This window comes from Paenibacillus sp. FSL W8-0194 (genome assembly GCF_037969745.1).
GTDB lineage: Bacteria > Bacillota > Bacilli > Paenibacillales > Paenibacillaceae > Paenibacillus_AQ > Paenibacillus_AQ cookii.
The window spans coordinates 1358434-1378060 of the sequence record NZ_CP150205.1; the positions used below are offsets into that span (position 1 = coordinate 1358434).

The 19627-nt window shown below is 53.9% G+C and carries 20 protein-coding genes and 1 tRNA gene; 14 read left to right on the plus strand and 7 right to left on the minus strand.

Annotated features, from left to right (window positions below; genetic code table 11):
• Positions 1-70 precede the first annotated feature (70 nt).
• On the plus strand, positions 71-415 hold the full coding sequence (locus tag MKY58_RS05840; protein ID WP_339323831.1) for a DUF1904 family protein: 345 nt from the start codon (positions 71-73) through the stop codon (positions 413-415).
• Between the two features lie 138 nt (positions 416-553).
• Positions 554-1483, plus strand: a complete 930-nt coding sequence (locus tag MKY58_RS05845) for a manganese-dependent inorganic pyrophosphatase (protein WP_339323832.1) — start codon at positions 554-556, stop codon at positions 1481-1483.
• A gap of 202 nt (positions 1484-1685) precedes the next feature.
• Here the strand turns inward: MKY58_RS05845 and MKY58_RS05850 are convergent, their stop codons facing one another.
• Entirely contained in the window at positions 1686-1868 is a 183-nt protein-coding gene (locus MKY58_RS05850; protein WP_339323833.1) for a hypothetical protein, read from the minus strand.
• A gap of 280 nt (positions 1869-2148) precedes the next feature.
• Between MKY58_RS05850 and MKY58_RS05855 the strand changes: the two genes are divergently transcribed.
• Both MKY58_RS05855 and MKY58_RS05860 read left to right on the plus strand, forming a co-directional pair.
• The gene (locus tag MKY58_RS05855; RefSeq protein WP_339323834.1) at positions 2149-3045 is read left to right on the plus strand and encodes a TetR/AcrR family transcriptional regulator; all 897 of its coding nucleotides are present in this window, start codon (positions 2149-2151) and stop codon (positions 3043-3045) included.
• A 58-nt stretch (positions 3046-3103) separates the two neighbouring features.
• Positions 3104-4333, plus strand: a complete 1230-nt coding sequence (locus MKY58_RS05860; protein ID WP_339323835.1) for an MFS transporter — start codon at positions 3104-3106, stop codon at positions 4331-4333.
• 68 nt (positions 4334-4401) lie between these two features.
• On the opposite strand, the gene MKY58_RS05865 is transcribed toward MKY58_RS05860, so the two are convergent.
• Entirely contained in the window at positions 4402-4863 is a 462-nt protein-coding gene (locus tag MKY58_RS05865) for a hypothetical protein (RefSeq protein WP_339323836.1), read from the minus strand.
• A 313-nt stretch (positions 4864-5176) separates the two neighbouring features.
• On the opposite strand from MKY58_RS05865, the gene MKY58_RS05870 reads away from it, so the two are divergent.
• Both MKY58_RS05870 and MKY58_RS05875 read left to right on the plus strand, forming a co-directional pair.
• Positions 5177-5935: a methyltransferase domain-containing protein gene (locus MKY58_RS05870; RefSeq protein ID WP_339325065.1), complete on the plus strand. Its 759-nt coding sequence runs from the start codon at positions 5177-5179 to the stop codon at positions 5933-5935.
• A gap of 24 nt (positions 5936-5959) precedes the next feature.
• Complete coding sequence (locus MKY58_RS05875; protein WP_339325066.1) at positions 5960-6937, plus strand: MBL fold metallo-hydrolase; 978 nt, start codon at positions 5960-5962, stop codon at positions 6935-6937.
• 87 nt (positions 6938-7024) lie between these two features.
• Here MKY58_RS05875 and MKY58_RS05880 read toward each other — a convergent pair whose 3' ends face one another.
• Complete coding sequence (locus tag MKY58_RS05880) at positions 7025-7591, minus strand: phosphatidylglycerophosphatase A (protein ID WP_036713556.1); 567 nt, start codon at positions 7589-7591, stop codon at positions 7025-7027.
• Positions 7592-7850: 259 nt separating this feature from the next.
• Here MKY58_RS05880 and MKY58_RS05885 point away from each other — a divergent pair, with 259 nt between their 5' ends.
• The 5 genes from MKY58_RS05885 to MKY58_RS05905 all read left to right on the plus strand — a co-directional run bounded on the left by MKY58_RS05885 (position 7851) and on the right by MKY58_RS05905 (position 11988).
• On the plus strand, positions 7851-8921 hold the full coding sequence (locus MKY58_RS05885; protein WP_339323837.1) for a GerMN domain-containing protein: 1071 nt from the start codon (positions 7851-7853) through the stop codon (positions 8919-8921).
• Between the two features lie 139 nt (positions 8922-9060).
• Positions 9061-9819, plus strand: a complete 759-nt coding sequence (rph, locus tag MKY58_RS05890; RefSeq protein WP_036713558.1) for a ribonuclease PH — start codon at positions 9061-9063, stop codon at positions 9817-9819.
• A gap of 2 nt (positions 9820-9821) precedes the next feature.
• Positions 9822-10460 (plus strand): XTP/dITP diphosphatase, encoded by a 639-nt coding sequence (locus tag MKY58_RS05895; protein WP_339323838.1) that lies wholly within the window; start codon positions 9822-9824, stop codon positions 10458-10460.
• 142 nt (positions 10461-10602) lie between these two features.
• Positions 10603-11055: an ASCH domain-containing protein gene (locus MKY58_RS05900; protein ID WP_339323839.1), complete on the plus strand. Its 453-nt coding sequence runs from the start codon at positions 10603-10605 to the stop codon at positions 11053-11055.
• A gap of 57 nt (positions 11056-11112) precedes the next feature.
• The gene (locus MKY58_RS05905; protein WP_339323840.1) at positions 11113-11988 is read left to right on the plus strand and encodes an endonuclease/exonuclease/phosphatase family protein; all 876 of its coding nucleotides are present in this window, start codon (positions 11113-11115) and stop codon (positions 11986-11988) included.
• Between the two features lie 53 nt (positions 11989-12041).
• On the opposite strand, the gene MKY58_RS05910 is transcribed toward MKY58_RS05905, so the two are convergent.
• Entirely contained in the window at positions 12042-12839 is a 798-nt protein-coding gene (locus MKY58_RS05910) for a histidinol-phosphatase (protein WP_339323841.1), read from the minus strand.
• 144 nt (positions 12840-12983) lie between these two features.
• On the opposite strand from MKY58_RS05910, the gene MKY58_RS05915 reads away from it, so the two are divergent.
• Together MKY58_RS05915 and fucU are read left to right on the plus strand one after the other, a co-directional pair.
• The gene (locus MKY58_RS05915; RefSeq protein WP_339323842.1) at positions 12984-13844 is read left to right on the plus strand and encodes an AraC family transcriptional regulator; all 861 of its coding nucleotides are present in this window, start codon (positions 12984-12986) and stop codon (positions 13842-13844) included.
• Positions 13845-13887: 43 nt separating this feature from the next.
• Positions 13888-14313 (plus strand): L-fucose mutarotase, encoded by a 426-nt coding sequence (gene fucU / locus MKY58_RS05920; protein WP_339323843.1) that lies wholly within the window; start codon positions 13888-13890, stop codon positions 14311-14313.
• A gap of 171 nt (positions 14314-14484) precedes the next feature.
• Here fucU and asnB read toward each other — a convergent pair whose 3' ends face one another.
• Entirely contained in the window at positions 14485-16329 is a 1845-nt protein-coding gene (gene asnB, locus MKY58_RS05925) for an asparagine synthase (glutamine-hydrolyzing) (protein WP_339323844.1), read from the minus strand.
• Between the two features lie 469 nt (positions 16330-16798).
• Positions 16799-17095: a DUF4870 domain-containing protein gene (locus MKY58_RS05930; RefSeq protein ID WP_036713566.1), complete on the minus strand. Its 297-nt coding sequence runs from the start codon at positions 17093-17095 to the stop codon at positions 16799-16801.
• Positions 17096-17236: 141 nt separating this feature from the next.
• On the opposite strand from MKY58_RS05930, the gene MKY58_RS05935 reads away from it, so the two are divergent.
• Positions 17237-17310: transfer RNA gene (locus tag MKY58_RS05935), tRNA-Arg, on the plus strand.
• Positions 17311-18615: 1305 nt separating this feature from the next.
• On the opposite strand, the gene MKY58_RS05940 is transcribed toward MKY58_RS05935, so the two are convergent.
• A complete protein-coding gene (locus tag MKY58_RS05940) occupies positions 18616-19527 on the minus strand; it encodes a serine hydrolase (RefSeq protein ID WP_339323845.1) in 912 nt (303 codons plus the stop codon).
• Between the last annotated feature and the right edge of the window lie 100 nt (positions 19528-19627).

A 19627-nucleotide genomic window follows, 5' to 3' on the forward strand; every position in this document is an offset into this window, starting at 1 on the left:
GTGTTTTTGTGTTACGGTATATAGTGCCTAATGCGCAGTAACACCAACTTCAGGAAAGAAGGGAAATGCAGTGCCTTTTGTCAGATTTACGGGGTTCGAAAAAAACGTGGTGGAGGCCGTCTCGCCCGCGATCGTCGAAGAAATGGCAGCCATCGCCAACATTCCGCAGGAGATCGTCAAAATCGAGCTTTTGCATGTGGAAAAAATCACAAACAGCCCGCAGTCGGTTGAAATCTATATGTTTCCGAGAGAACAGGAAAAGCATGACGCCATCGCCAAGATGATCGACGGGCATTTGAAGCGCCACGGCTTCGACCGCGCGCATATATTTTTCGTTTTGCTGCAGCATTCGCTGTATTATAAGGAAGGCGTGCCGTTAAGCGAAATTCCGAAAAAGACCGTTCCCGAAGCCTGACCCGCCGATTTGAAATAAATCTCTGTAAAGGAATTGGAATATTAACGAATTACCGCTATAATCGAAGGTAGAAACGAAGACATTTCTGGAATGTCAGTACTTTATTACATCAATAATCAATAAGGAGCAATGAAACTCATGGCCAAAACTTTGATTTTCGGACATAAAAATCCGGATACGGACACGATTACTTCAGCGATTGTTTACTCCTATTTGAAAAACCAGCTCGGATTCGACACGGAAGCCGTGCGTTTGGGCAATGTAAACGGCGAGACCCAGTACGCGCTGGATACGTTCAAGGTCGAAGCTCCGCGCCTTGTGGACAAAGTGGCGGGCGAAGCCGGCGAAGTCATTCTCGTCGACCATAACGAACGCCAGCAAAGCGCCGACGACATCGACCAAGTACGCGTGACGGAAGTCATCGACCACCACCGCATCGCGAATTTCGAGACAAGCCATCCGCTTTATTACCGCGCGGAGCCTGTCGGCTGCACGGCCACCATCCTGAACAAGCTGTTCAAGGAAAAAAATGTCGCGATTCCGAAAGAAATCGCGGGACTGATGGTATCGGCGATCGTATCCGATACGCTCCTGCTGAAATCGCCGACCTGCACGGACGAAGACGTGGCGGCTGCCCGCGAGCTTGCCGACATCGCCGGCGTCAGACTGGAAGAATACGGCCTTGACATGCTGAAAGCCGGTGCGGACATGAGCAGCAAAACAATTGCCGAACTCATCTCCCTCGATGCGAAAGAATTCCAAATGGGCAGCCACAAGGTGGAAATCGCTCAGGTGAACGTCGTGGACACGAACGATGTCCTTGGCCGCCAAGCCGAGCTGGAAGACGCCCTGAACGGCATCATCGCCCAAAAAGGCCTCGATCTGTTCGTCTTTGTCGTCACCGACATCCTGAACAACGACTCCGTCGCCCTGGCGCTCGGCAAAGCCGCTTCCGCCGTGGAAACGGCATACAACGTGAAGCTGGAAAACAATACGGCCGTGCTGAAAGGCGTCGTATCCCGCAAATCGCAAATCGTGCCGGTTTTGACCGAAACGCTCAGCAAATAATCAAGATTGAATCATGGCAGGCGCTTGTCCCATCGGCGGGACGGGCGCCTTTTTCAAGTGCCCGGGCCCCCGCGCAATGCACCCGCAAAGGGCCGTGGCCAAGATCCTTTATCGGAATTTTTTTCATGAAAAAACCTGTTCATGGCTGAACAGGTTGGTTTGATAAGTTCTGCCGTTCTGGTTGAAGGGATTGGCATTAGGGTTACTGGTCTTCGTCTTCCTCAGAATCTTCCTCGGAATCTTCTTCGGAATCTTCGTCCTCATCGTCGGAATCAAATTCGATTTCGGATTCGTCTTCCTCTTCTTCGTCGTCTTCCTCGACGTCTTCGATTTGAGACTCTACCTCTTCGTCGGACAGCAGCAGTTCTTGTTCAAAGTTTTCCATTGATTAATCCCTCCATTTTATACACTTGAATCGTAAGTGCACTTTCAATATATCATTTGTCTCTCAAAACGTTTGTCGGAAGATGTGGCCGAAAACGGATTATTTTCCGCTATTTTCTGCCAGAAATCGGGTCGCTTTAAACCCTTGTCGAAATTGAAAACTTTCTCTTGACGGGGAGGAAGCGAACGGTTAAAATCTCGATAAAACTATATCGTTCAGTTGCAAAACCATATAGTTTTTTCGAGGGCGGCAAGAAACCAAGAGGAAGTGAAAACAAGCCATGTCCATTGACCGTAAACAGGAGATTATGGATGCAGCCATCCATATTTTCGCCCGGAAGGGATTCAACGGTTCAACCATGCAGGATATCGCCGAGGGTTGCGGCATGTCCAAAGCGACGCTGTACCAGCACTACAAATCGAAAGACCAGCTATTGCTGTCCATTTTCCATATGATCAACGACCGGCTTTACGTCAAACTTCAGGCCAGCATGAACCGCGAACACGGCGATTCGGCGGACAGCCTGAGACAGCAGATCGAGCTGCAGCTTCGCGAATCTTTGGCGAACCGGGATTTGATCCGGATGCTGATCACGGAAAACCCGAATGCGTATACCGAAGAGGTCGTGAAAGCGTCGGGCTCGATGCGCGCGCGGATGATCCGGCACTTCGAGCAGATGTTCAAACAAGTCTACGGGCCGGAGATCGAGCCGTATGCGGTGGAATTGGTTTTTTCGATGTTCGCTCTGCTGGAGCAGTTCAGCGTGCTGATCATCCTGGAAAACGTGGCGATCGACATTACCGAGCTGTCCCGTTATATATTGAAGCTGCTGGGATATATGGCGGAAGGGTTGATGGGCGATAACGGCGTCAAACCGATCCTTGGCGTGCATAACTACCCCGAATATTTGCTGTGCGAAATGCCGGAGCCTGAGACGGACAATGTGGAAAACCTGATTTGCCGGTTGTACCGTAAAGCCGATTGCCTAGGGGAATCGGGAAAAAAAGAGCAGGATATCCGCAATTCGATCCTGATGCTCGACCATGAGCTGAAAAGCTCTTCGCCTCGGCGCATAATCGTGCAGGGGATGCTGCATAACCTGCTGCAGGTCGGGGCGCTCTCGGAGCTTGCCGGCCGCTTGGCCGCGCTGCCCGGCATCAAACGTTATTTAGATTAGAGATGCAAGGATTTAGAGAAAGAAAAATCCGTAACGAGGAAAAGGAGAACTATACTTCATGTCATCCGGTTCAAAAATAAACAGGTCGCTGTACGTACTGATGATTAATATGTTTATAGCCATGCTGGGCATCGGGCTGGTCATTCCGATTTTGCCCAAACTGCTGGAGGATTTCCACGCCGGGGGAACGGCTGCGGGATATTTGATTGCCGCCTCGGGACTCACGCAGTTTCTGTTTTCGCCGCTGGCCGGTGAATGGGCCGACAAATACGGCCGCAAGCTGATGATCGTGTTGGGGCTGGCCTTGTTTACGGTCTCCCAATTTATGTTTGCCGTCGCCAGCGTCATGTGGATGCTTTACGCTTCCCGTTTTTTGGGCGGCATCGGCGCCGCGATGATGATTCCGGCCATGATGGCTTACGTCGCGGACAGCACGACGGAGGAAACGCGCGGCAAAGGTTTGGGGCTGCTTGGGGCAGCGATGTCGCTCGGCTTTGTGATCGGCCCGGGCATCGGCGGTTTTTTGGCGGATCTCGGCCTGCGCGCGCCGTTTTACATTTCGGCTCTCGTGGCGGCGGTCGCCACCGTCCTGTCTTTTTTCATGCTGAAAGAAACGCTGTCGGTGGAACGCCGTCAGGCAGCCAAAGCGTCGCAGCAAAAACGCGAAAGCATCTTGAAACAATTGGTCGCTTCCGTGAAGGCGCCGTATTTTATCTACTTGATTCTCGTATTTACGCTGACCTTCGGTCTCGTCAATTTTGAGGCGGTCTTCAGCTTGTACGTCGACAACAAATATGCGTATACCACGAAGGAAATTTCCGTCATCATCACGGTCGGATCGCTCGTCGGCGTCGTCATTCAAGGCGCGGTGATCAACAAGCTGCTGCTTCGTTTCGGCGAAAACAAGCTGATCAACGTGTCCTTCCTGGTGTCGGCAATGATGATGGTGTTGATGCTGCTTTCGGGCAACTTCTGGTACAACATGCTGCTCATCCTCATCTTCTTCACGTTTACGTCCATCATGAGACCGGCGATCAACACCGCTTTGTCCAAAATGGCCGGGCCTGAGGAGCAGGGATTCGTCATGGGGATGAACAACGCCTACATGAGCCTTGGCAATATTTTTGGGCCGGCGCTCGCCGGCATTTTGTTCGACGTTCATATGAATCTGCCGTATTCCTTCGGGGCCGTCATTTTGGTGCTGAGTCTTGTGTTGTCTCTGACCTGGGGCAAAAAACTTTCGAGCATACGCAAGCAAAAGCTGGAGACGGCCGGCACGCAGGGGTAACATAAAAATAGACTTTATTCATGGCAAAAAAGCCCGGACTGTTCCGGGCTTTTCGTTTTGATATAGGATTAATCCAAGCTTTTGGACTCGATCGTCCGGAATATGGTTGAGTACGTCGTTTTGACGTTGGTTTCGTTTTCGGTGTCATTGTACAATCCGAATCCCCAATGAGTTTCTTCCCCGCCAGGGGGATGATAAATTCCGAAGGCAAATTGGTTGCTAAAAGCATTCGGAACGTCATCATAGCTTAATTCCTCTACGGTGTATGCAGCGATCAATTTATCCAGTTTAATGAAGATAAAAGGAATGTTCTCCGCTTTGAACGCTTTTTTATTTTTCGGTTCCGAGGCCTCGCGAAAATAATCCTTCATAATAAAGACGGCGTCGAACCGCGATGGCAGCTGCTCCGGATTTTTGGCCATCTCCTCCAGCCCTAAAGGCACAAAAGAGACGTTTGTTTCCCTCACTTCAGGCGCTTCTCCGATGATGCCGATGGTTAAGGGCTTTCCTTCGTAAAGCGGTCCGTTCATCGTGTTACGATCGGCGCATCCTCCCAATAGAAACACACAAAGAAGCAGGAGCAGCCAACATTTTTTCGTTTGAATAAATATCCCTCCGCAATTTCATCGATATGTATCTATAACGTTTTTTGTCGCCCGATGTTACGCCTGAACGGCCTGCAGAACGAGCCGTTTTCGCCTTGGCAAGATCGGGAAGATGCATTAAGCTGAATGGTAGGATGCGAGCGGGAGCCATTTTTTGAAGATCCGGCCGCCTGGGTACAATATGATCAACCGCGGTTAAGTAATACATAAACTGCTATCGTCTCAGGAGGCCGCCATGATCAAAGACTGGTATGAAAAAAGTTTCGGAGAAGACTATCTGCTCGTTTATAAACACCGGGATGCGGAGGGCGCGGCCCGGGAGGTCAAAAAAATGATCTCCTGGCTGGATTTGCCTCCAAGCGCCCGGGTGCTTGATTTATGCTGCGGAACCGGCCGCCATGCGCTTGCTTTGGCAGACAGTGGCTACCGCGTGAGCGGCGTCGACCTGTCGGACGTGCTGCTCCGCGAAGCGCGGAAATCCGACGACCGCGGGCGCGTCGAGTGGCATCAGGCCGATATGCGCCGCCTTCCGCTTGACGGAGGCTTTGACGCGGTGCTGAATTTGTTTACGTCCTTCGGCTATTTCCGCGAGGACGGAGAGCAGCTGAAAGTGCTGAGGGAAATTTACCGGATGCTGAAGCCCGGAGGCCGGTTCATCATTGATTTTATGAACTCCCCGTATGTCCGCTCCCATCTGGTGCCGGAATCAGAGAGGGAGGCGGAGGGGCAGCGGATCGTCGAAAAACGCCGCATCGAACGCGATTTCGTCATCAAAGACATTACGATTACTCCCATGCAAGGGGATGGCGCTCAGCGCCAGTATCACGAACGCGTCAAGCTGTATACGCTGGAGCAGATGAAGCAAATGCTCTCGGATGCCGGTCTTGCCGTGGACGAAGTCCATGGCGGATACGACGAAGACGAAGGCTACGAGGAGCACACATCCGAGCGGAAGATCTTCGTCGGACGCCGCCCGCAAAGCTCCAAGCAAGCGTGAAAAGAGGTTTAATCCAAAGTGAACATGCCGGAGATAACGGATCATTTAAACGGAATCATTCAAGTCAAAATAACGATGTCCTTTCCGCTGCGCTGGGTAAACAGCTATTTGTTGCCCGGACCTGATGGGATGACGATCGTCGATCCGGGGCCGCGGACGCCCGGGAACGAGGAAGAATGGAAAAAAGCCTTTGCGGAGCTGGGGATCGGGCCGGCCGACATCCGGCAAATCGTGCTGACGCATCACCATCCGGATCATCTCGGCTGTGCCGGGTGGCTGCAGGAGCAGTCCGGTTGCCGGGTATGGATGTCGGAACGTTCTTACCGGGAGGCGCAGCTGATGTGGGGACCGGGTTCGACGATGAACCGGGATTTGCCGGCGCTGTTCCGCGGCCATGGCATGCCGGAAGAATGGGCCGGCCAGCTGGAAGCCCATCTGAACGGATTTATCCCGCAGGTTACCCCGATGCCCGAGGTCGCTTTTATCGATGCAAATCGGCTTTTGGTTATGGGCGGGCGCCGGTGGCTGCCGATGGAAACGGCGGGCCATGCTCCGGGGCATCTTTCCTTTTACCATCCGGAGACCGGCCATCTTATTTGCGGGGATGCCGTTCTGCCGCAAATTTCTCCCAACGTCAGCCTGATGCCGGGCAGCGATCCGGAGCCGCTTCAATCGTTTATGCAAGGGCTGCTGAAGCTGAAAACATTGGAGGTCTCTACCGCTTACCCGGGGCACCGCAACCCTTTTACGCATTTCGAAGAGCGGCTGGAGGCGCTGCTGCTGCATCATGAAGAGAGGCTTGCCAAGATGGAGCGTCTGCTGGAGGAAGCTCCCGCCACGGGGTTCGGGCTTTGCGTTTCGTTGTTTGGCACGAAGCTCGGCATTCACCAGATGCGTTTTGCGATGTGCGAAACGTTGGCGCATGCCCGGGAGCTTGAACGCAGAGGACGGATCGAATCATGGACGGGCGAAGGCGGCGGAATCTATTTCCGCCTTGCGTGATCCATACATCGAAAAGGAGCCGCCCCGGGGTCCAAGACCTTTCGGGACGGCTCTTTCTAAGTTCGCTCCGGCAGCGCCGGCTTGGTTTTAATCCTCGGGCAGCTCCGGTTCGGGCTCTCCGTTTTGGCGTTCGCGTTCGGCTTGTTTCCGGTGCGCGATCCGGCTGCTTGCCGCCGCGGCAATCGCGCCGACGATGTCATCCAGGAACGTGTTTGTTTCGCCGGTGCTTTTGTCGTTCAAACGTTCCAGGATACCCGGCTTCAGCTTGTCGATGTAACCGTAGTTGGTGAAACCGATGCTGCCGTACACGTTAACGATGGAAAATGCTAATATTTCGTCCACGCCGTACAAACCTTCGTCATTGACCAGCATTTCCTGCAGCGGGGAAATCAGCTTGCCTTCTTCGGCGAGCACGTCCAGCTGGATGCCGGTCAGCACCGCGTTTTGCACCTCGCGTTTGGCAAGAACCTTTTCCACGTTGTCCAAGCATTCCTGCATCGTCAGATCCGGATAATATTTGTTTTGCAGGAGCATGACAAGCTCCGCGATTTCTTCCACTTTGACGCCCCTTTTATGCAGCCATTCCCGGGTAGCGCTGGCTACCTTCCGGCTGTTCAGGCTGTAAGGTATTTTTTCGTTGTTCGGATCACTCATCTTATCCCCCCGCTGTATGCTTATCGTAATAGTACGATTGTACGTCCCTCCCTAGGGTTTGTCCAGTTTTAACCAATTATGTATTCGGTCCGGGCTTTTTTTATACTTTTCCGGCCTTTGTCGGGGCACCGCGCAAATCCTTAAAGGAAGGCCCTGTTTTGCCGCGGATTTTTATTTGGACCGGCTGTTATTTTTTGCGGCAGGGGCTCGTATACATGGTAGTACAAACTGTACAAAATGATTAGGAGGAACCATCAATATGACGAAGGCTAAAAAAATTCGCGGCATTTCGGTTGCCGGATTGCTGGCTGTACCTGTGTTGTTGTCCGGATGCAGCCTCTTTGGTTCACAATCTTCCATGGACATCGACAAGCCGCCGGTCGACATCGAGCAGCAAATGCTGAACATGGCGAACGGCCCGGCCTCGACGAACAACGGGGAGCAAACAGGTCCCAAAACAACGGTCTATTTGGCCAACGATAAAGGGCTGCTCGCCCCCGTGTCGCTCGGCATCCCCGAAGCCAAAGACCAGGACAGCCTGAAGCAGGCGCTTACGGCGCTTGTCTCGGGAGGAGCCTATTCCAAATACGTGCCTAAGGGATTTGCGGGCATCCTGCCGAAAGGAACGGAGATTACGCAATTGTCGGTGGACAAGGAGCAAAAAACGGCAGTCGTGGAATTCAACGGCGCGTTTAACCAATATAATCCGCAGGATGAGCGCAAAATATTGGAGGCCGTCGTTTGGACGGCAACCGGATTCCCGGGCGTGCAAAAAGTGGAGCTGTGGGTCGAAGGCCAGCGGTTGACGGAAATGCCGCAGAACAAAACGCCAATCAATCAGCCGCTCACGCGGAGCTTCGGCATCAATCTGCAAAAATCCGACGGCGCCAGCCTGACGAATTCGACGCCGGTGACGGTCTATTTTTCGACAATTACGCCGGACGGCACCTATTCTTATTACGTCCCCGTCACGCGGCTCGTGCAGCCCGGGCAAGACAAGGTAAGCGCGGCGCTGCATGAGCTGATTGCCGGCCCGCAGCAAAACGACGGCCTCGAGATGGTCATGACGCAAGGCACTTCCGTGGATTCGGTGAAAACCGAAAAAGACGGCACGGTGACCGTTTCGCTGAAGGACGACATGTTCGCAAAAGAGGATCCGATTCCGGATGAGCTGCTCCAATCCGTCGTGCTGACCGTGTCCGAAAACGCCAACAACGCGAAGGTCAAAATCGACATGAACGGACAGACCCGCATTACAGGCATCAGCGATACCCGGGATTACAGCAAGCCCGTTTCCAAACCCGAGTACATCAATGAGATTCCGCTGTAAGCGCCTTTCCGGGGTGCTTTTATGCCGACACTTTGATAAAATAAAACTTGCTATCGTATAGATGGGCTGAAAAACGGCCGAAAAGCCGTCTTCAGCCCGTTCTATATCACAGGACGCGCAAATGTAGGAGGCAGAAAACATGAGATCAAACGGACGCGGCGAAAGCCAGCTGAGGCCGATGAATTTAACAGTAAACGTGAACAAATACGCCGAAGGCTCCGTGTTCATCGAAATGGGGGACACGAAAGTATTATGTACCGCAACGGTAGACGAGAAGGTGCCCCCGTTTTTGAAGGGACAAGGCAAGGGCTGGGTAACGGCGGAATATTCGATGCTTCCCCGCGCGACGCAATCCCGGAACCAGCGGGAAAGCGCCCGCGGCAAGCTCACCGGCCGGACGATGGAAATTCAGCGGCTGATCGGCCGGGCCCTTCGCTCCGTCGTTGATCTTCGCGCACTCGGCGAGCGGACCATTACGCTGGATTGCGACGTGATTCAGGCCGACGGCGGCACCCGGACGACTTCCATCACCGGCTCCTTCGTGGCGCTGGCCATCGCCGTAAGCAAGATCGCGGAGCAGCACAGGCTGCCGGCGTTTCCGATTACGGACTTTTTGGCTTCGGTCAGCGTCGGCATCGTCAACGGCGAGCCGATGTTGGATCTGAATTATGAGGAAGACTCGACGGCCAAGGTGGACATGAACATCGTGATGACCGGCGGCGGCGCTTTTGTCGAGCTGCAGGGGACCGGCGAGGAAAGCCCGTTCACCCGCCAGGAGCTGAACCAGCTACTGGAGCTTGGGGAACGGGGGATATTGCAGTTGATCGAGAAACAAAAGGAAGCGCTTGGACCGATCGCCCTCATGATTGGCTCGGGCCAATCGGGAAGAGAGGTTTAGGAATGAAGCTGGATCAAGATCTGATTATCGTCGCGACCCGGAACCAGGGGAAGGTTAAGGAATTTGAGCATGCTTTCGCGAAACTCGGCAAAAAAGTCCAAAGCATGTTCGACTATCCGGAGCTGCCGGAGGTCGTGGAGGACGGCGAAACCTTTGCCGCCAACGCGCTGAAAAAAGCGAAGACGGTCGGGGACGCGCTTGGCCTGCCGGTACTCGCGGACGATTCCGGCCTGTGCGTGGACGAGCTGGACGGGCGCCCGGGCGTCTATTCGGCGCGTTTTGCCGGGGAACATGCGACGGATCAGGAAAATAACGAAAAGCTGCTGCGGATGTTGGAGGAGAAAAAAATGGGCGACGATACGCAGCAGCCGCTGCTAAGCACGGCCCGTTTCGTCTGTACCCTCGTCCTGTACGACCCGGCAACCGGCGCCCACCTCGAAGCGAGCGGGGACGTCGACGGCTGGATTACGGACGAGCCTGCCGGATGCGGCGGATTCGGTTACGACCCGCTTTTTTACCTGCCGGAATACGAAAAAACGATGGCCGAGCTGTCCGTGGAGGAAAAGCAGGCCATCAGCCACCGGGGGGCCGCTTTGCGGAAATTGATCGGCATGCTGCAGGAGCAGGAATCGAAGGTTTAAGCCGGCGTCATAAGTTTAAAGCGTAAAGGAACCACGGCGAGTCGGGTTTGCGGCTGCCGTGGTTTTTTTTGCGCATGGACATGGCCGGCATGATATGATTTGACCATAGAGCTTTTTCAAAGCATGGGAGGTTAAGGAACGCATGAACGAAGCAGCGCAAGCGTATTGGAATGAATATTGGGACAAGCGGGGCGGGGACAAACCGGAGTCGGTAAGCGCCTGGCCGTTCGGAGCCGATCCGGATCAGCTGGCCGGGCTGGTCATTAGCGGGATCAAAACGGCAACCTGTTCCGCACTCGCCTGTTATGAAGCCGAAGGGGAGCCGCTTCCCGCGGTCGGCGATTACAGCATTATTTTGAATGCCAAGAATCTGCCCGTCGCCATCATCCAAACCGTCGAAGTCAACGTGATGCCGATGAATGAAGTTCCGGAGGAATTTGCAGCGGCGGAAGGCGAGGGGGATCGGACGTATCGGTATTGGCGGGAGGTGCATGAACAATTTTTTACGAAAGAGCTGAACCGGCTTGGTAAGGCATTCTCGGACGACATTCCGCTCGTATGCGAACGTTTCCGGCTGGTTGACGTCAAAAGCTAATGTCCCTATGATGGGGAAGATTGGAATGAAAAATCGACATTGATTGGAGTGAGGGGAATGTCTGCAGAGAAAGCGAACCTGGAACTTGACCTGCGCTGCATGTCCTATAACATCAAAAACGCGTACGATCGGGAAGGCGAAAACGTATGGGGCAGCCGCAAGGAGCTGGTGGCGGGGATCATCCGTTTTCACCGTCCTGATCTGGTGGGCATGCAGGAGGTGCTGTACGAACAGCTGGAGGATTTGCAGGCGCTGCTGCCCGAATACGGCTGGATTGGCGTAGGCAGGGAGGACGGCGACAAAGACGGCGAGTTTTCCTGCATCTTTTATCGCAAACAAAGGCTCAAGCCGCTGCGCCAAGATACCTTCTGGCTGTCGGAGCGTCCGGAGGAACCGGGTTCGCTTGGCTGGGACGCCGCTTGCAGAAGGATCGTGACATGGGCTGAATTTCAGGATGGTTATACCGGCAAGACCTTCCTGCACTTGAATACCCATTTTGACCATATCGGCAAGGTGGCCGTCGAGCGAAGCGCCCATTTGATCGTGGACCGGATCAAGGAGCTGGCGGCGGATCGGCCGGCCGTGCTGACGGGCGACTTCAACGTGACTTCCGATTCGGTGCCATACCGCGTCCTCACCGGCCAGGGGCAGCCGGAGCCGGCTATGCTGCGGGATGCAGGCCAAGAGGCGGATTATCGGCATTTCGGGCCAGCGTTTACGTTTCAGGGGTTCGATTCCAGGGAAGTGGCCGCCCGCATGTTTCCCAAGTTTTTGCAGCCGCAGGCTGAACATGGGATCGAATTCGAAAGCCCGATCGATTTTATTTTCGTTGCCGGCCCGGTGCGCGTGTTGAATTACGGGGCGATCGCGGATCATCAGAACGGGAAAATGCCGTCGGACCATTATCCGGTCGTGGCCGACGTGCGCATTTAATACGGCTGGAATGGGCAAGGCGTGCCGCAGGGGCACGCCTTTTCGTTTTTCGCTTACCGTTCCAACGGCAGCATGATGCGTTTGCGTTTTTTGAACACGGCCCATTCCCGGTAACCGATGTCGTAGAGCTGCCGGGCGACGGCTTCAAAATGTTCGCCGACGCGTGCCGGTTCATGGGCATCGGAACCGAAGGTGACTTTGACGCCGTAATAAAACGCCCTCTCCAGCAGGTCGGGGCCCGGAACCCACAGGTCGTCCGACGAATTGATCTCTATGGCGACGTCGTGGGCGGCAATGGTGCGCAGCGTGCGTTCGGCGGCTTCCGTATAAAGGTTGGAATACCCCGGGAAGTACCGGTTCAAGGCGTCCACATGTCCCAAAATATCGAACAGTCCCGTTTCGGCTGAGCGGGAGATGTAGTCGTAGTAGCTGTTTTTCAGTTCGAGCTTGCCCGCTTCCGTCAGCCGCTCCCAATGCTCGGCATCGTACAGGCTGACCCCGGCGAAATCATGGACGGAGCCGATGATGTAATCCAGGGAATAATCATTCAGCACCTTCCGGTATACGTCCACCGAGCCGGGAATAAAGTCGGCTTCTACGCCGAGAAGCACCTCGATTTGCCCGGCAAACTCCCGTTTCAGCTCCAGCACTTCGCGAACGTATGCGGGAAACTCCGATGTTGCCATGGATGCTTCCGGGGCAGGGTGATCTTCCTTTTCGGCGAAAAACGGCGTATGGTCCGAGATGCCGATGCAGGATAAACCGTTGCCGACGGCAGCCGCGATATAATCGCGAATATGTCCATGGGCATGCCCGCACCGGGCGTGATGCGTATGAAGGTCGAATTTCATGATGATACCTCCGTTCCTGAATTTGTTCGTCTTGCCACTTACCATAGCGCATGATACGATCATTTTCATTACAAATCTTCGCCTTGATTAGAGTTTTTCTACATATCTTGTCATCGACGCTAGGAAAGGGGGGCAGCGGCCGACATGGAATTTTACGAAGCTTCGCGGTTTTACATCGACAGGGAAAGGAAAAAGCGCTCCAGCATGCCGTCCCGGCATTACCATAACGGATACGAAATTTTTTATCTGGTTTCCGGCGACATCTGTTATTTCATCGGCGATCGGGCCTATCAGGCCGTCAGCGGCGCGCTGTTCGTCATCGATATGAACGAGATTCATAAACTGGTGAATGCCGGCGGGGCAAGCTTCGAGCGGGTGACGCTGGAGTTCAAAACGGAGTTTTTGGACGATCTGTTTTCGGAAGGAATGCCCGTCGACGTCATGTCGGGTTTTAGCCGCGGACTGCCGTTCATTAAGCTTTCCGTGCAGGAGCGGGGGCTGGTTGAACGTCTTTTTGATCACATGATCCGTGAATTTACGGAAAAGCCCGAAGGATACGAGTCCTGCCTGAAGACGCTGCTGTATCAGCTGCTGCTGTTTATCCGCCGAAAAACGAATGCCGCATCCGCGGAGCAGCCGCTGGTCCATTCCGTCCGCAATAAAACGTTCGAGATCGTCGATTATATCAACCGCCATTATCAGGAAAAGCTGACGATCGCGGATATTGCGCAACGTTATGGCATCAGTCCGTCTTATTTTTGCAAAACGTTCCGCCAAAGCACGGGATATACCTTTACCGAATACGTGAATCATGTGCGCATCAAGGAAGCGAAGGGGCTGCTGGCGGCGGGGAACGACAAAGTGGCGGTGGTGGCCGGCCAGGTCGGTTTCGAGAGCCTGACGCATTTCGGAAGGGTATTCAAGGAAGTGACGGGCATGTCCCCGCTGAAATACCGCCGGCAATATTGTTCCATCCGGGGAGGAATGCCCGGTTCGACGTCGTAATTAGTAGGGGATGTGATGTGAAGGACATAAAGGAGGCTTCCTCATGCTGAAAGGGATATCCCCGCTGCTGTCCCCCGAGCTGCTGAAAGTTTTATGCGAGATGGGACACGGCGACGAAATTGTGTTTGCGGACGCGAATTTTCCCGCCGTTTCGACGGCCAAACGCCTGGTCCGCGCGGACGGGCACGGCATTCCCGAGCTGCTGGCGGCGACGCTGGAGCTTTTTCCGCTGAACCGCTATTTGACCCATCCCGTCATGCTGATGCAGGTGACCCCCGGCGATCCGGTGGAGACCCCCGTCTGGGACGTGTACCGGGGCTTGGTGGATCGGGTCGAACAAGGCATCGAATTTGCGGAAATCGAACGTTTCGATTTTTATGAACGCGCCAAAAAGGCTTATGCGGTGGTGGCCACCGGGGAAAAGGCGCTTTACGGCAATTTGATTTTGTCCAAAGGGGTTATCGGTTAAAGCTTTTCTTTCCTATGCAAGTCACTTTCACATCTTAGAAACGGCAAAACGGCAAAACGGCAAAAAGCCCGTTCCGGCGAACGGGCTTTTTTGCATGGAGCGCCATGGAGGCGTAACCTCCGATCCCAAACGGATACGATGTCGAATGAAGCCTGGTGGCGTCGGCGTTATTTATTTGATCGATACATGATAGGTTTTCAGCCAATGGTTGACTTGGGCCAAATAAGCGAACAATTGCGGACCGGACATCAGCTGGCCGAACCAGGGCAAATGCGTTGACGCTTCGGGGGAAGCGGCGATTTCGCGGATTTTATTCCGGTCGATGAGGGGAAGGATCGGCGATGACGGGTCGTCGAGAATGTCCAGCACCTGCTGTTTGACGGCGGCCAGGAAATCGGGGTTATGGGTTTTCGGGTAAGGGCTTTTTTTGCGGTACAACACGTCTTCCGGCAGAACGCCTTCCAGCGCTTTGCGTAAAATGCCTTTTTCGCGGCCTCCGGTCATTTTCATGTCCCACGGGATATTCCACACATATTGAACCAGTCGGTGGTCGCAATACGGTACGCGGACCTCCAAGCCAACCCCCATGCTCATGCGGTCTTTGCGGTCAAGCAGCGTCGGCATGAAGCGGGTAATGTTCAAATAGGACATCACGCGCATTTGCGCCTGTTTGCCTGTTTCGCCGCGCAGTCTGGGCACTTCCCGCACGGCTTCGGCGTAACGGTCCCCGAGGTATTCGAGCGGCCGCGTCCACTCGCGGATTTCGGGGGAAAGCAGGCTTGCGCGCATGTCGGAGGCGACGGCCCACGGAAAAGTGCCCGAATTCAGCATGTCATCGCGGTGAAACCACGGGTATCCGCCGAAAATTTCGTCCGCGGCTTCCCCGGAGACGGCGACGGTGGCGCCATTTTTGATTTCCCGGCAAAACAGGTACAGGGAACCGTCCACGTCCGCCATGCCGGGCAAATCCCGCGTCAAGGTGGAGTTGTTCAGCGACTCGATCAGCTCCGGCGTGTCGAATTCGATGAAATGATGCCTTGTGCCAAGCTCTTCGACCATGCGCTGAATCCACGGAGCATCGGCTCCCGGCTGAAAGGCGTGGGATTTGAAATGTTTGTCGTTGCCGACGTAGTCCACCGAATAGGTATCCATCCGTCCTTGCCCCGTCCGGTTGTAATACTGCACGGCAAGCGCCGTCAGCGCGCTGGAATCGAGGCCGCCGGAAAGCAGCGTGCATACCGGCACATCGGAGACAAGCTGCCGCTCCAGCGTATCTTGAAGGAGCTCGCGCAGCCGCGCGGCGGTCGTTTCGGTATCTTCTTCGTGCCGGTAACTGTCCAGCTTCCAGTACGGATACGTGCGTAAACCTTGGCGGCTGAATATCATCGCGTGCCCCGCGCGCAGCTCCTGGATGTCGCGGTATACGCCTTGCCCCGGCGTACGTGCCGGTCCGATGATGAAAATTTCCGCCAAACCTTCCGGCCCGACGACCGGTTCGACTTTGGGATGCTGAAGCAGCGCTTTGGGTTCGGAGCCGAAGATGAACGTGCCGCCGATCAGGCTGTAGAAAAACGGCTTGACGCCTAGCCGGTCACGGGCCATGAAGACCTGTTCCCGCACGCTGTCCCAGATGGCAAAAGCAAAAATGCCGTTAAACTTGTCGACGCAAGCAGGCCCCCATTCGATGTAGGAGACCAAAAGAACTTCCGTGTCGCAATTCGTCCGGAAGTGATGTCCTCTTTTTCTCAGTTCCTGCTTGAGCTCGGCCGCGTTGTACAACTCCCCGTTATATACTATGGTGTATAAATCCTCATCATCGTATACAAGCATGGGCTGTGCCCCGTTTTCCGGATCGATGACGCTGAGCCTCCGATGCCCGAAGGCGCAGGGGCCCGAAATCCAGGTTCCCGAGGCATCCGGTCCCCTTGGTGTCAAGGTTTCCGTCATTTTTACGAGAGTCTGCGAATGCTGCGTCAAATCGCCGCTCCATTCAATAAAACCGGTTATTCCGCACATGACGGATCATCCTTTCTTTTGCAAATTCCTCATTTTCTGAAAGTGATACAGTTATATGCCGAAGAAGGGCATAAAATGTCTGTCCGGGCGCAGGTCGCCGCCAGAACTTGTCACAAGAAGCGGGATGATGTCGCGGGATGGAACGGTTATTTTCGCTGCCGTTTGCCCAAGAAGAGCTGTAAGGCGAGCCAGATATTGAAGGTCATAGCGGTTTGCATCCCATCCCATACTATGCTTAGGGGGGTGAGCGTAAGTGGCAACGACGTACAAAAAGACGAAAGGCAACAAGTATGCCCACCAGACTGAATTTGCTGACGAAGTCCTGAGTAAAAACGACAGAAATTTGGCTGTGCCGCAAAACCCAAGACGATTTGGCAATAAGTAGGTACCCCTGAAAACGCAAAAACCTCCGGGCGATCGGAGGTTTTTGGGTTGGATAATGTTACATATAATGGAAGGGATTTTTCGGCTACGCGTATTCGCGAAGGACTTGAATGCCTTTGACGATGTTGTAGATGAACGTTCCGAAGTAGATGATGATGAACAAAATGATATATCCAAGCACCGAGCCTAAATGCTCCGCGCCGAACGTAAGAAAAAGCAGCGGTAAGGCAGCGACGAAAGGAAGGATGTGCGAGATCAGCGCCCGTTTCGAATGCATGGCGACATACGAATCTTCCCTGCATGCGATCCAGATGATAAGGGGGAGGAGAAACGGTGCGAAAAAGATGCTGAAATACGATAAGGCCGACAGCAATTGACGCATTGCAAAAACTCCTTTGACGTGGGTTTGCTGTTATCATATTACCCCGCGAAGATGGCGATGATTCATTTTAAAAATTTCCCTTTGAATTTTTCGAGAAATGCGCTATAATAATAAACGCATCGCTTTTCTATTACATAACAAGTCCCAGTAGCTCAGCAGGATAGAGCAACGGCCTTCTAAGCCGTCGGTCGGGGGTTCGAATCCCTCCTGGGACGTACAAAGCCACTCATTGAGAGTGGCTTTTTTAATTTCCGAGGGATTCGAACCGGGTTCGTCGGAGCATTAACATCGGGAGCATCAGCTTCGCAGTCAGCCCGAAGGGGTGTACCCCGACCTGGAACGGGTGCCACTCATTGGAGTGGCTTTTTTAATTTCCGAGGGATTCGAACCGGGTTCGTCGGAGGACAAGCTTCGGGAGCATTTGCTTCGCAGTCAACCCGAAGGGGAGTACCCCGACCTGGGGAGGGAGCCACTCGTTGCGAGTGGCTTTTTAAAATTCCGAGGGATTCGAACCAGGTTCGTCGGAGGACAAGCTTCGGGAGCATTTGCTTCGCAGTCAACCCGAAGGGGAGTACCCCGACCTGGGACGGGTGCGACTCGTTGCGAGTGGCTTTTTTAAATTCCGAGGGATTCGAACCGGGTTCGTCGGAGGATAAGCTTCGGGAGCATTTGCTTCGCAGTCAGCCCAAAGGGGTGTACCCCGACATGGGACGTGTGCCACTCGTTGAGAGTGGCTTTTTTAATTTCCGAGGGATTCGAACCGGGTACGTCGGAGGATAAGCTTCGGGAGCATCAGCTTCGCAGTCAGCCCAAAGGGGTGTACCCCGACATGGGACGGGTGCCAGTCGTTGCGAGTGACTCAGATTGTCGAGAAATCCACGTCTTGGAGACGCCGGGTTTCTCTTTTTTTCTTTGCAGTTGCTAAAAAGCCAAAGCAAAGCCCCTTAAAAAAGTTGTCTGATTTACTATTGACAGTCCAGTAAAAAGACCATTGAACGCAAAGATATATAAGGAACCATGAAGACCAATTGATTGTGAGGAGATGTAGGGAATCGAGGGTACAATTGGACGCGAAGAGTTGTAGTCAAGGTGAGGAGGCAAGTCAAAGTAGGGAAGTAAATTTCTAACGATTGCCACAGCGGTTAATGCCGGGAATATGGAGGTTATGCTATTTTAACGGTTCTGGTTGACGTTATTTGGGCATTATGGTGGAACTTCTTATGGTAATCTTGCAAATAACCCCATTGGTAACCGTTAGAACTTACAGAGAACCATTTGAAGCCACATAGGCGCTGTCACAACCGTTAGAATTCGAGAACAGCTTACGCGCAGTGATCCACTTCGTCGAACGAAATGTTCATCGCACCACCCCCTTTCGGAAGGGTGCGCCCACTCAAGGCGTGTATGTACGCCCCATATTATACTGTATACCGCTTATCTATAGCCGCATCCGCAAAGAAGCCAGCCGAAAATCCGGCTGGCTTCTTAGCAACCCGCTGCAAAATCCTCATTTCTCCCCATTACAGCTGCGGCAAAATTTCCGCCCATACGGCATCAAGAATCCCTTGAATGTCGTCTTCCTCGCTGTTGACCGCGATCACGGCGTTTTTGCCGGGAATCACCACGCACAGCTGCCCGTGCGCGCCGTCGGCACGGTAAGCGTCATGCCTGCACATCCAGAACTGGCAGCCGTAACCCTGGCTCCAATCCGGGCTGCCCTCGTTGTCGATCTGCTTGCGGGTCGCAAATTCGATCCATTCCGCGGGAACCAGCTGCTTGCCTTCCCACATCCCTTTTTGCAAAAGAAGCTGCCCGAACCGGCTGAGCTCCTCGTTGCTGATGGAAAGTCCCGCACATCCGAGCGTTACGCCAAGCGGGGAGGTCTCCCAACTGACGTCCTTTATGCCAAGCGGCTCGAACAGGCGGGGCGTCAAATAATCTTTGACAGTTTCGCCGACAGCGGCTTGCACCAGGGCGGAGATAACGAACGTGTCGCCGCTGCTGTACGTGAATTTTTCCCCTTGAGGCCTGTCCAGCGGCAAGGACATATAATATTTCACCCAATCCTTTTCCTGGAGGGACGCTCTTTCTTCGGCCCACAGCGGGGGCGAATCATGGCCCGAAGACATCCGGAGCAGATTGTACAGCGTCAGTTCCCCGGGCTGCATGTCCGGGGGCGCGCCAACATGCCCTCCGGCATACTGCGGAAAAAAATCTTGAAGCTTTGCGTCGAGGGACAGCTTGCCTTCGGCAATCGCGAGCCCGACCGCCATGCACGTAAAGGATTTGCTCACCGAGTGCTGCAGCCGGCGCTCATCCCGGGTCAAGTCCCATGCCGCGGCAGGCGCTCCATGTTGAAGCACGCGCGCCGAAAGCACGTTTAAACGTTGGCCCGATACGCGATCCACGAAACCGGATAACGATATAGACATGTTAAGCCTTCTTTCTTCTTCATAGAAACGTTTCCATGATATTCTTTTAAACTAGAATTTATTACAAGAGAATGCCCCTGTCAACTTCGCACAGGCAATC

Bases quoted from the DNA above. Each gene is read 5' to 3' on its own strand.
- MKY58_RS05845 (WP_339323832.1), top strand. From the start codon at position 554: ATGGCCAAAACTTTGATTTTCGGACATAAAAATCCGGATACGGACACG.
- MKY58_RS05850 (WP_339323833.1), bottom strand. From the start codon at position 1,868: ATGGAAAACTTTGAACAAGAACTGCTGCTGTCCGACGAAGAGGTAGAG.
- MKY58_RS05855 (WP_339323834.1), top strand. From the start codon at position 2,149: ATGTCCATTGACCGTAAACAGGAGATTATGGATGCAGCCATCCATATT.
- MKY58_RS05860 (WP_339323835.1), top strand. From the start codon at position 3,104: ATGTCATCCGGTTCAAAAATAAACAGGTCGCTGTACGTACTGATGATT.
- MKY58_RS05865 (WP_339323836.1), bottom strand. From the start codon at position 4,863: ATGAACGGACCGCTTTACGAAGGAAAGCCCTTAACCATCGGCATCATC.
- MKY58_RS05875 (WP_339325066.1), top strand. From the start codon at position 5,960: ATGCCGGAGATAACGGATCATTTAAACGGAATCATTCAAGTCAAAATA.
- MKY58_RS05880 (WP_036713556.1), bottom strand. From the start codon at position 7,591: ATGAGTGATCCGAACAACGAAAAAATACCTTACAGCCTGAACAGCCGG.
- MKY58_RS05885 (WP_339323837.1), top strand. From the start codon at position 7,851: ATGACGAAGGCTAAAAAAATTCGCGGCATTTCGGTTGCCGGATTGCTG.
- rph (WP_036713558.1), top strand. From the start codon at position 9,061: ATGAGATCAAACGGACGCGGCGAAAGCCAGCTGAGGCCGATGAATTTA.
- MKY58_RS05895 (WP_339323838.1), top strand. From the start codon at position 9,822: ATGAAGCTGGATCAAGATCTGATTATCGTCGCGACCCGGAACCAGGGG.
- MKY58_RS05900 (WP_339323839.1), top strand. From the start codon at position 10,603: ATGAACGAAGCAGCGCAAGCGTATTGGAATGAATATTGGGACAAGCGG.
- MKY58_RS05905 (WP_339323840.1), top strand. From the start codon at position 11,113: ATGTCTGCAGAGAAAGCGAACCTGGAACTTGACCTGCGCTGCATGTCC.
- MKY58_RS05910 (WP_339323841.1), bottom strand. From the start codon at position 12,839: ATGAAATTCGACCTTCATACGCATCACGCCCGGTGCGGGCATGCCCAT.
- MKY58_RS05915 (WP_339323842.1), top strand. From the start codon at position 12,984: ATGGAATTTTACGAAGCTTCGCGGTTTTACATCGACAGGGAAAGGAAA.
- fucU (WP_339323843.1), top strand. From the start codon at position 13,888: ATGCTGAAAGGGATATCCCCGCTGCTGTCCCCCGAGCTGCTGAAAGTT.
- asnB (WP_339323844.1), bottom strand. From the start codon at position 16,329: ATGTGCGGAATAACCGGTTTTATTGAATGGAGCGGCGATTTGACGCAG.
- MKY58_RS05930 (WP_036713566.1), bottom strand. From the start codon at position 17,095: ATGCGTCAATTGCTGTCGGCCTTATCGTATTTCAGCATCTTTTTCGCA.
- MKY58_RS05940 (WP_339323845.1), bottom strand. From the start codon at position 19,527: ATGTCTATATCGTTATCCGGTTTCGTGGATCGCGTATCGGGCCAACGT.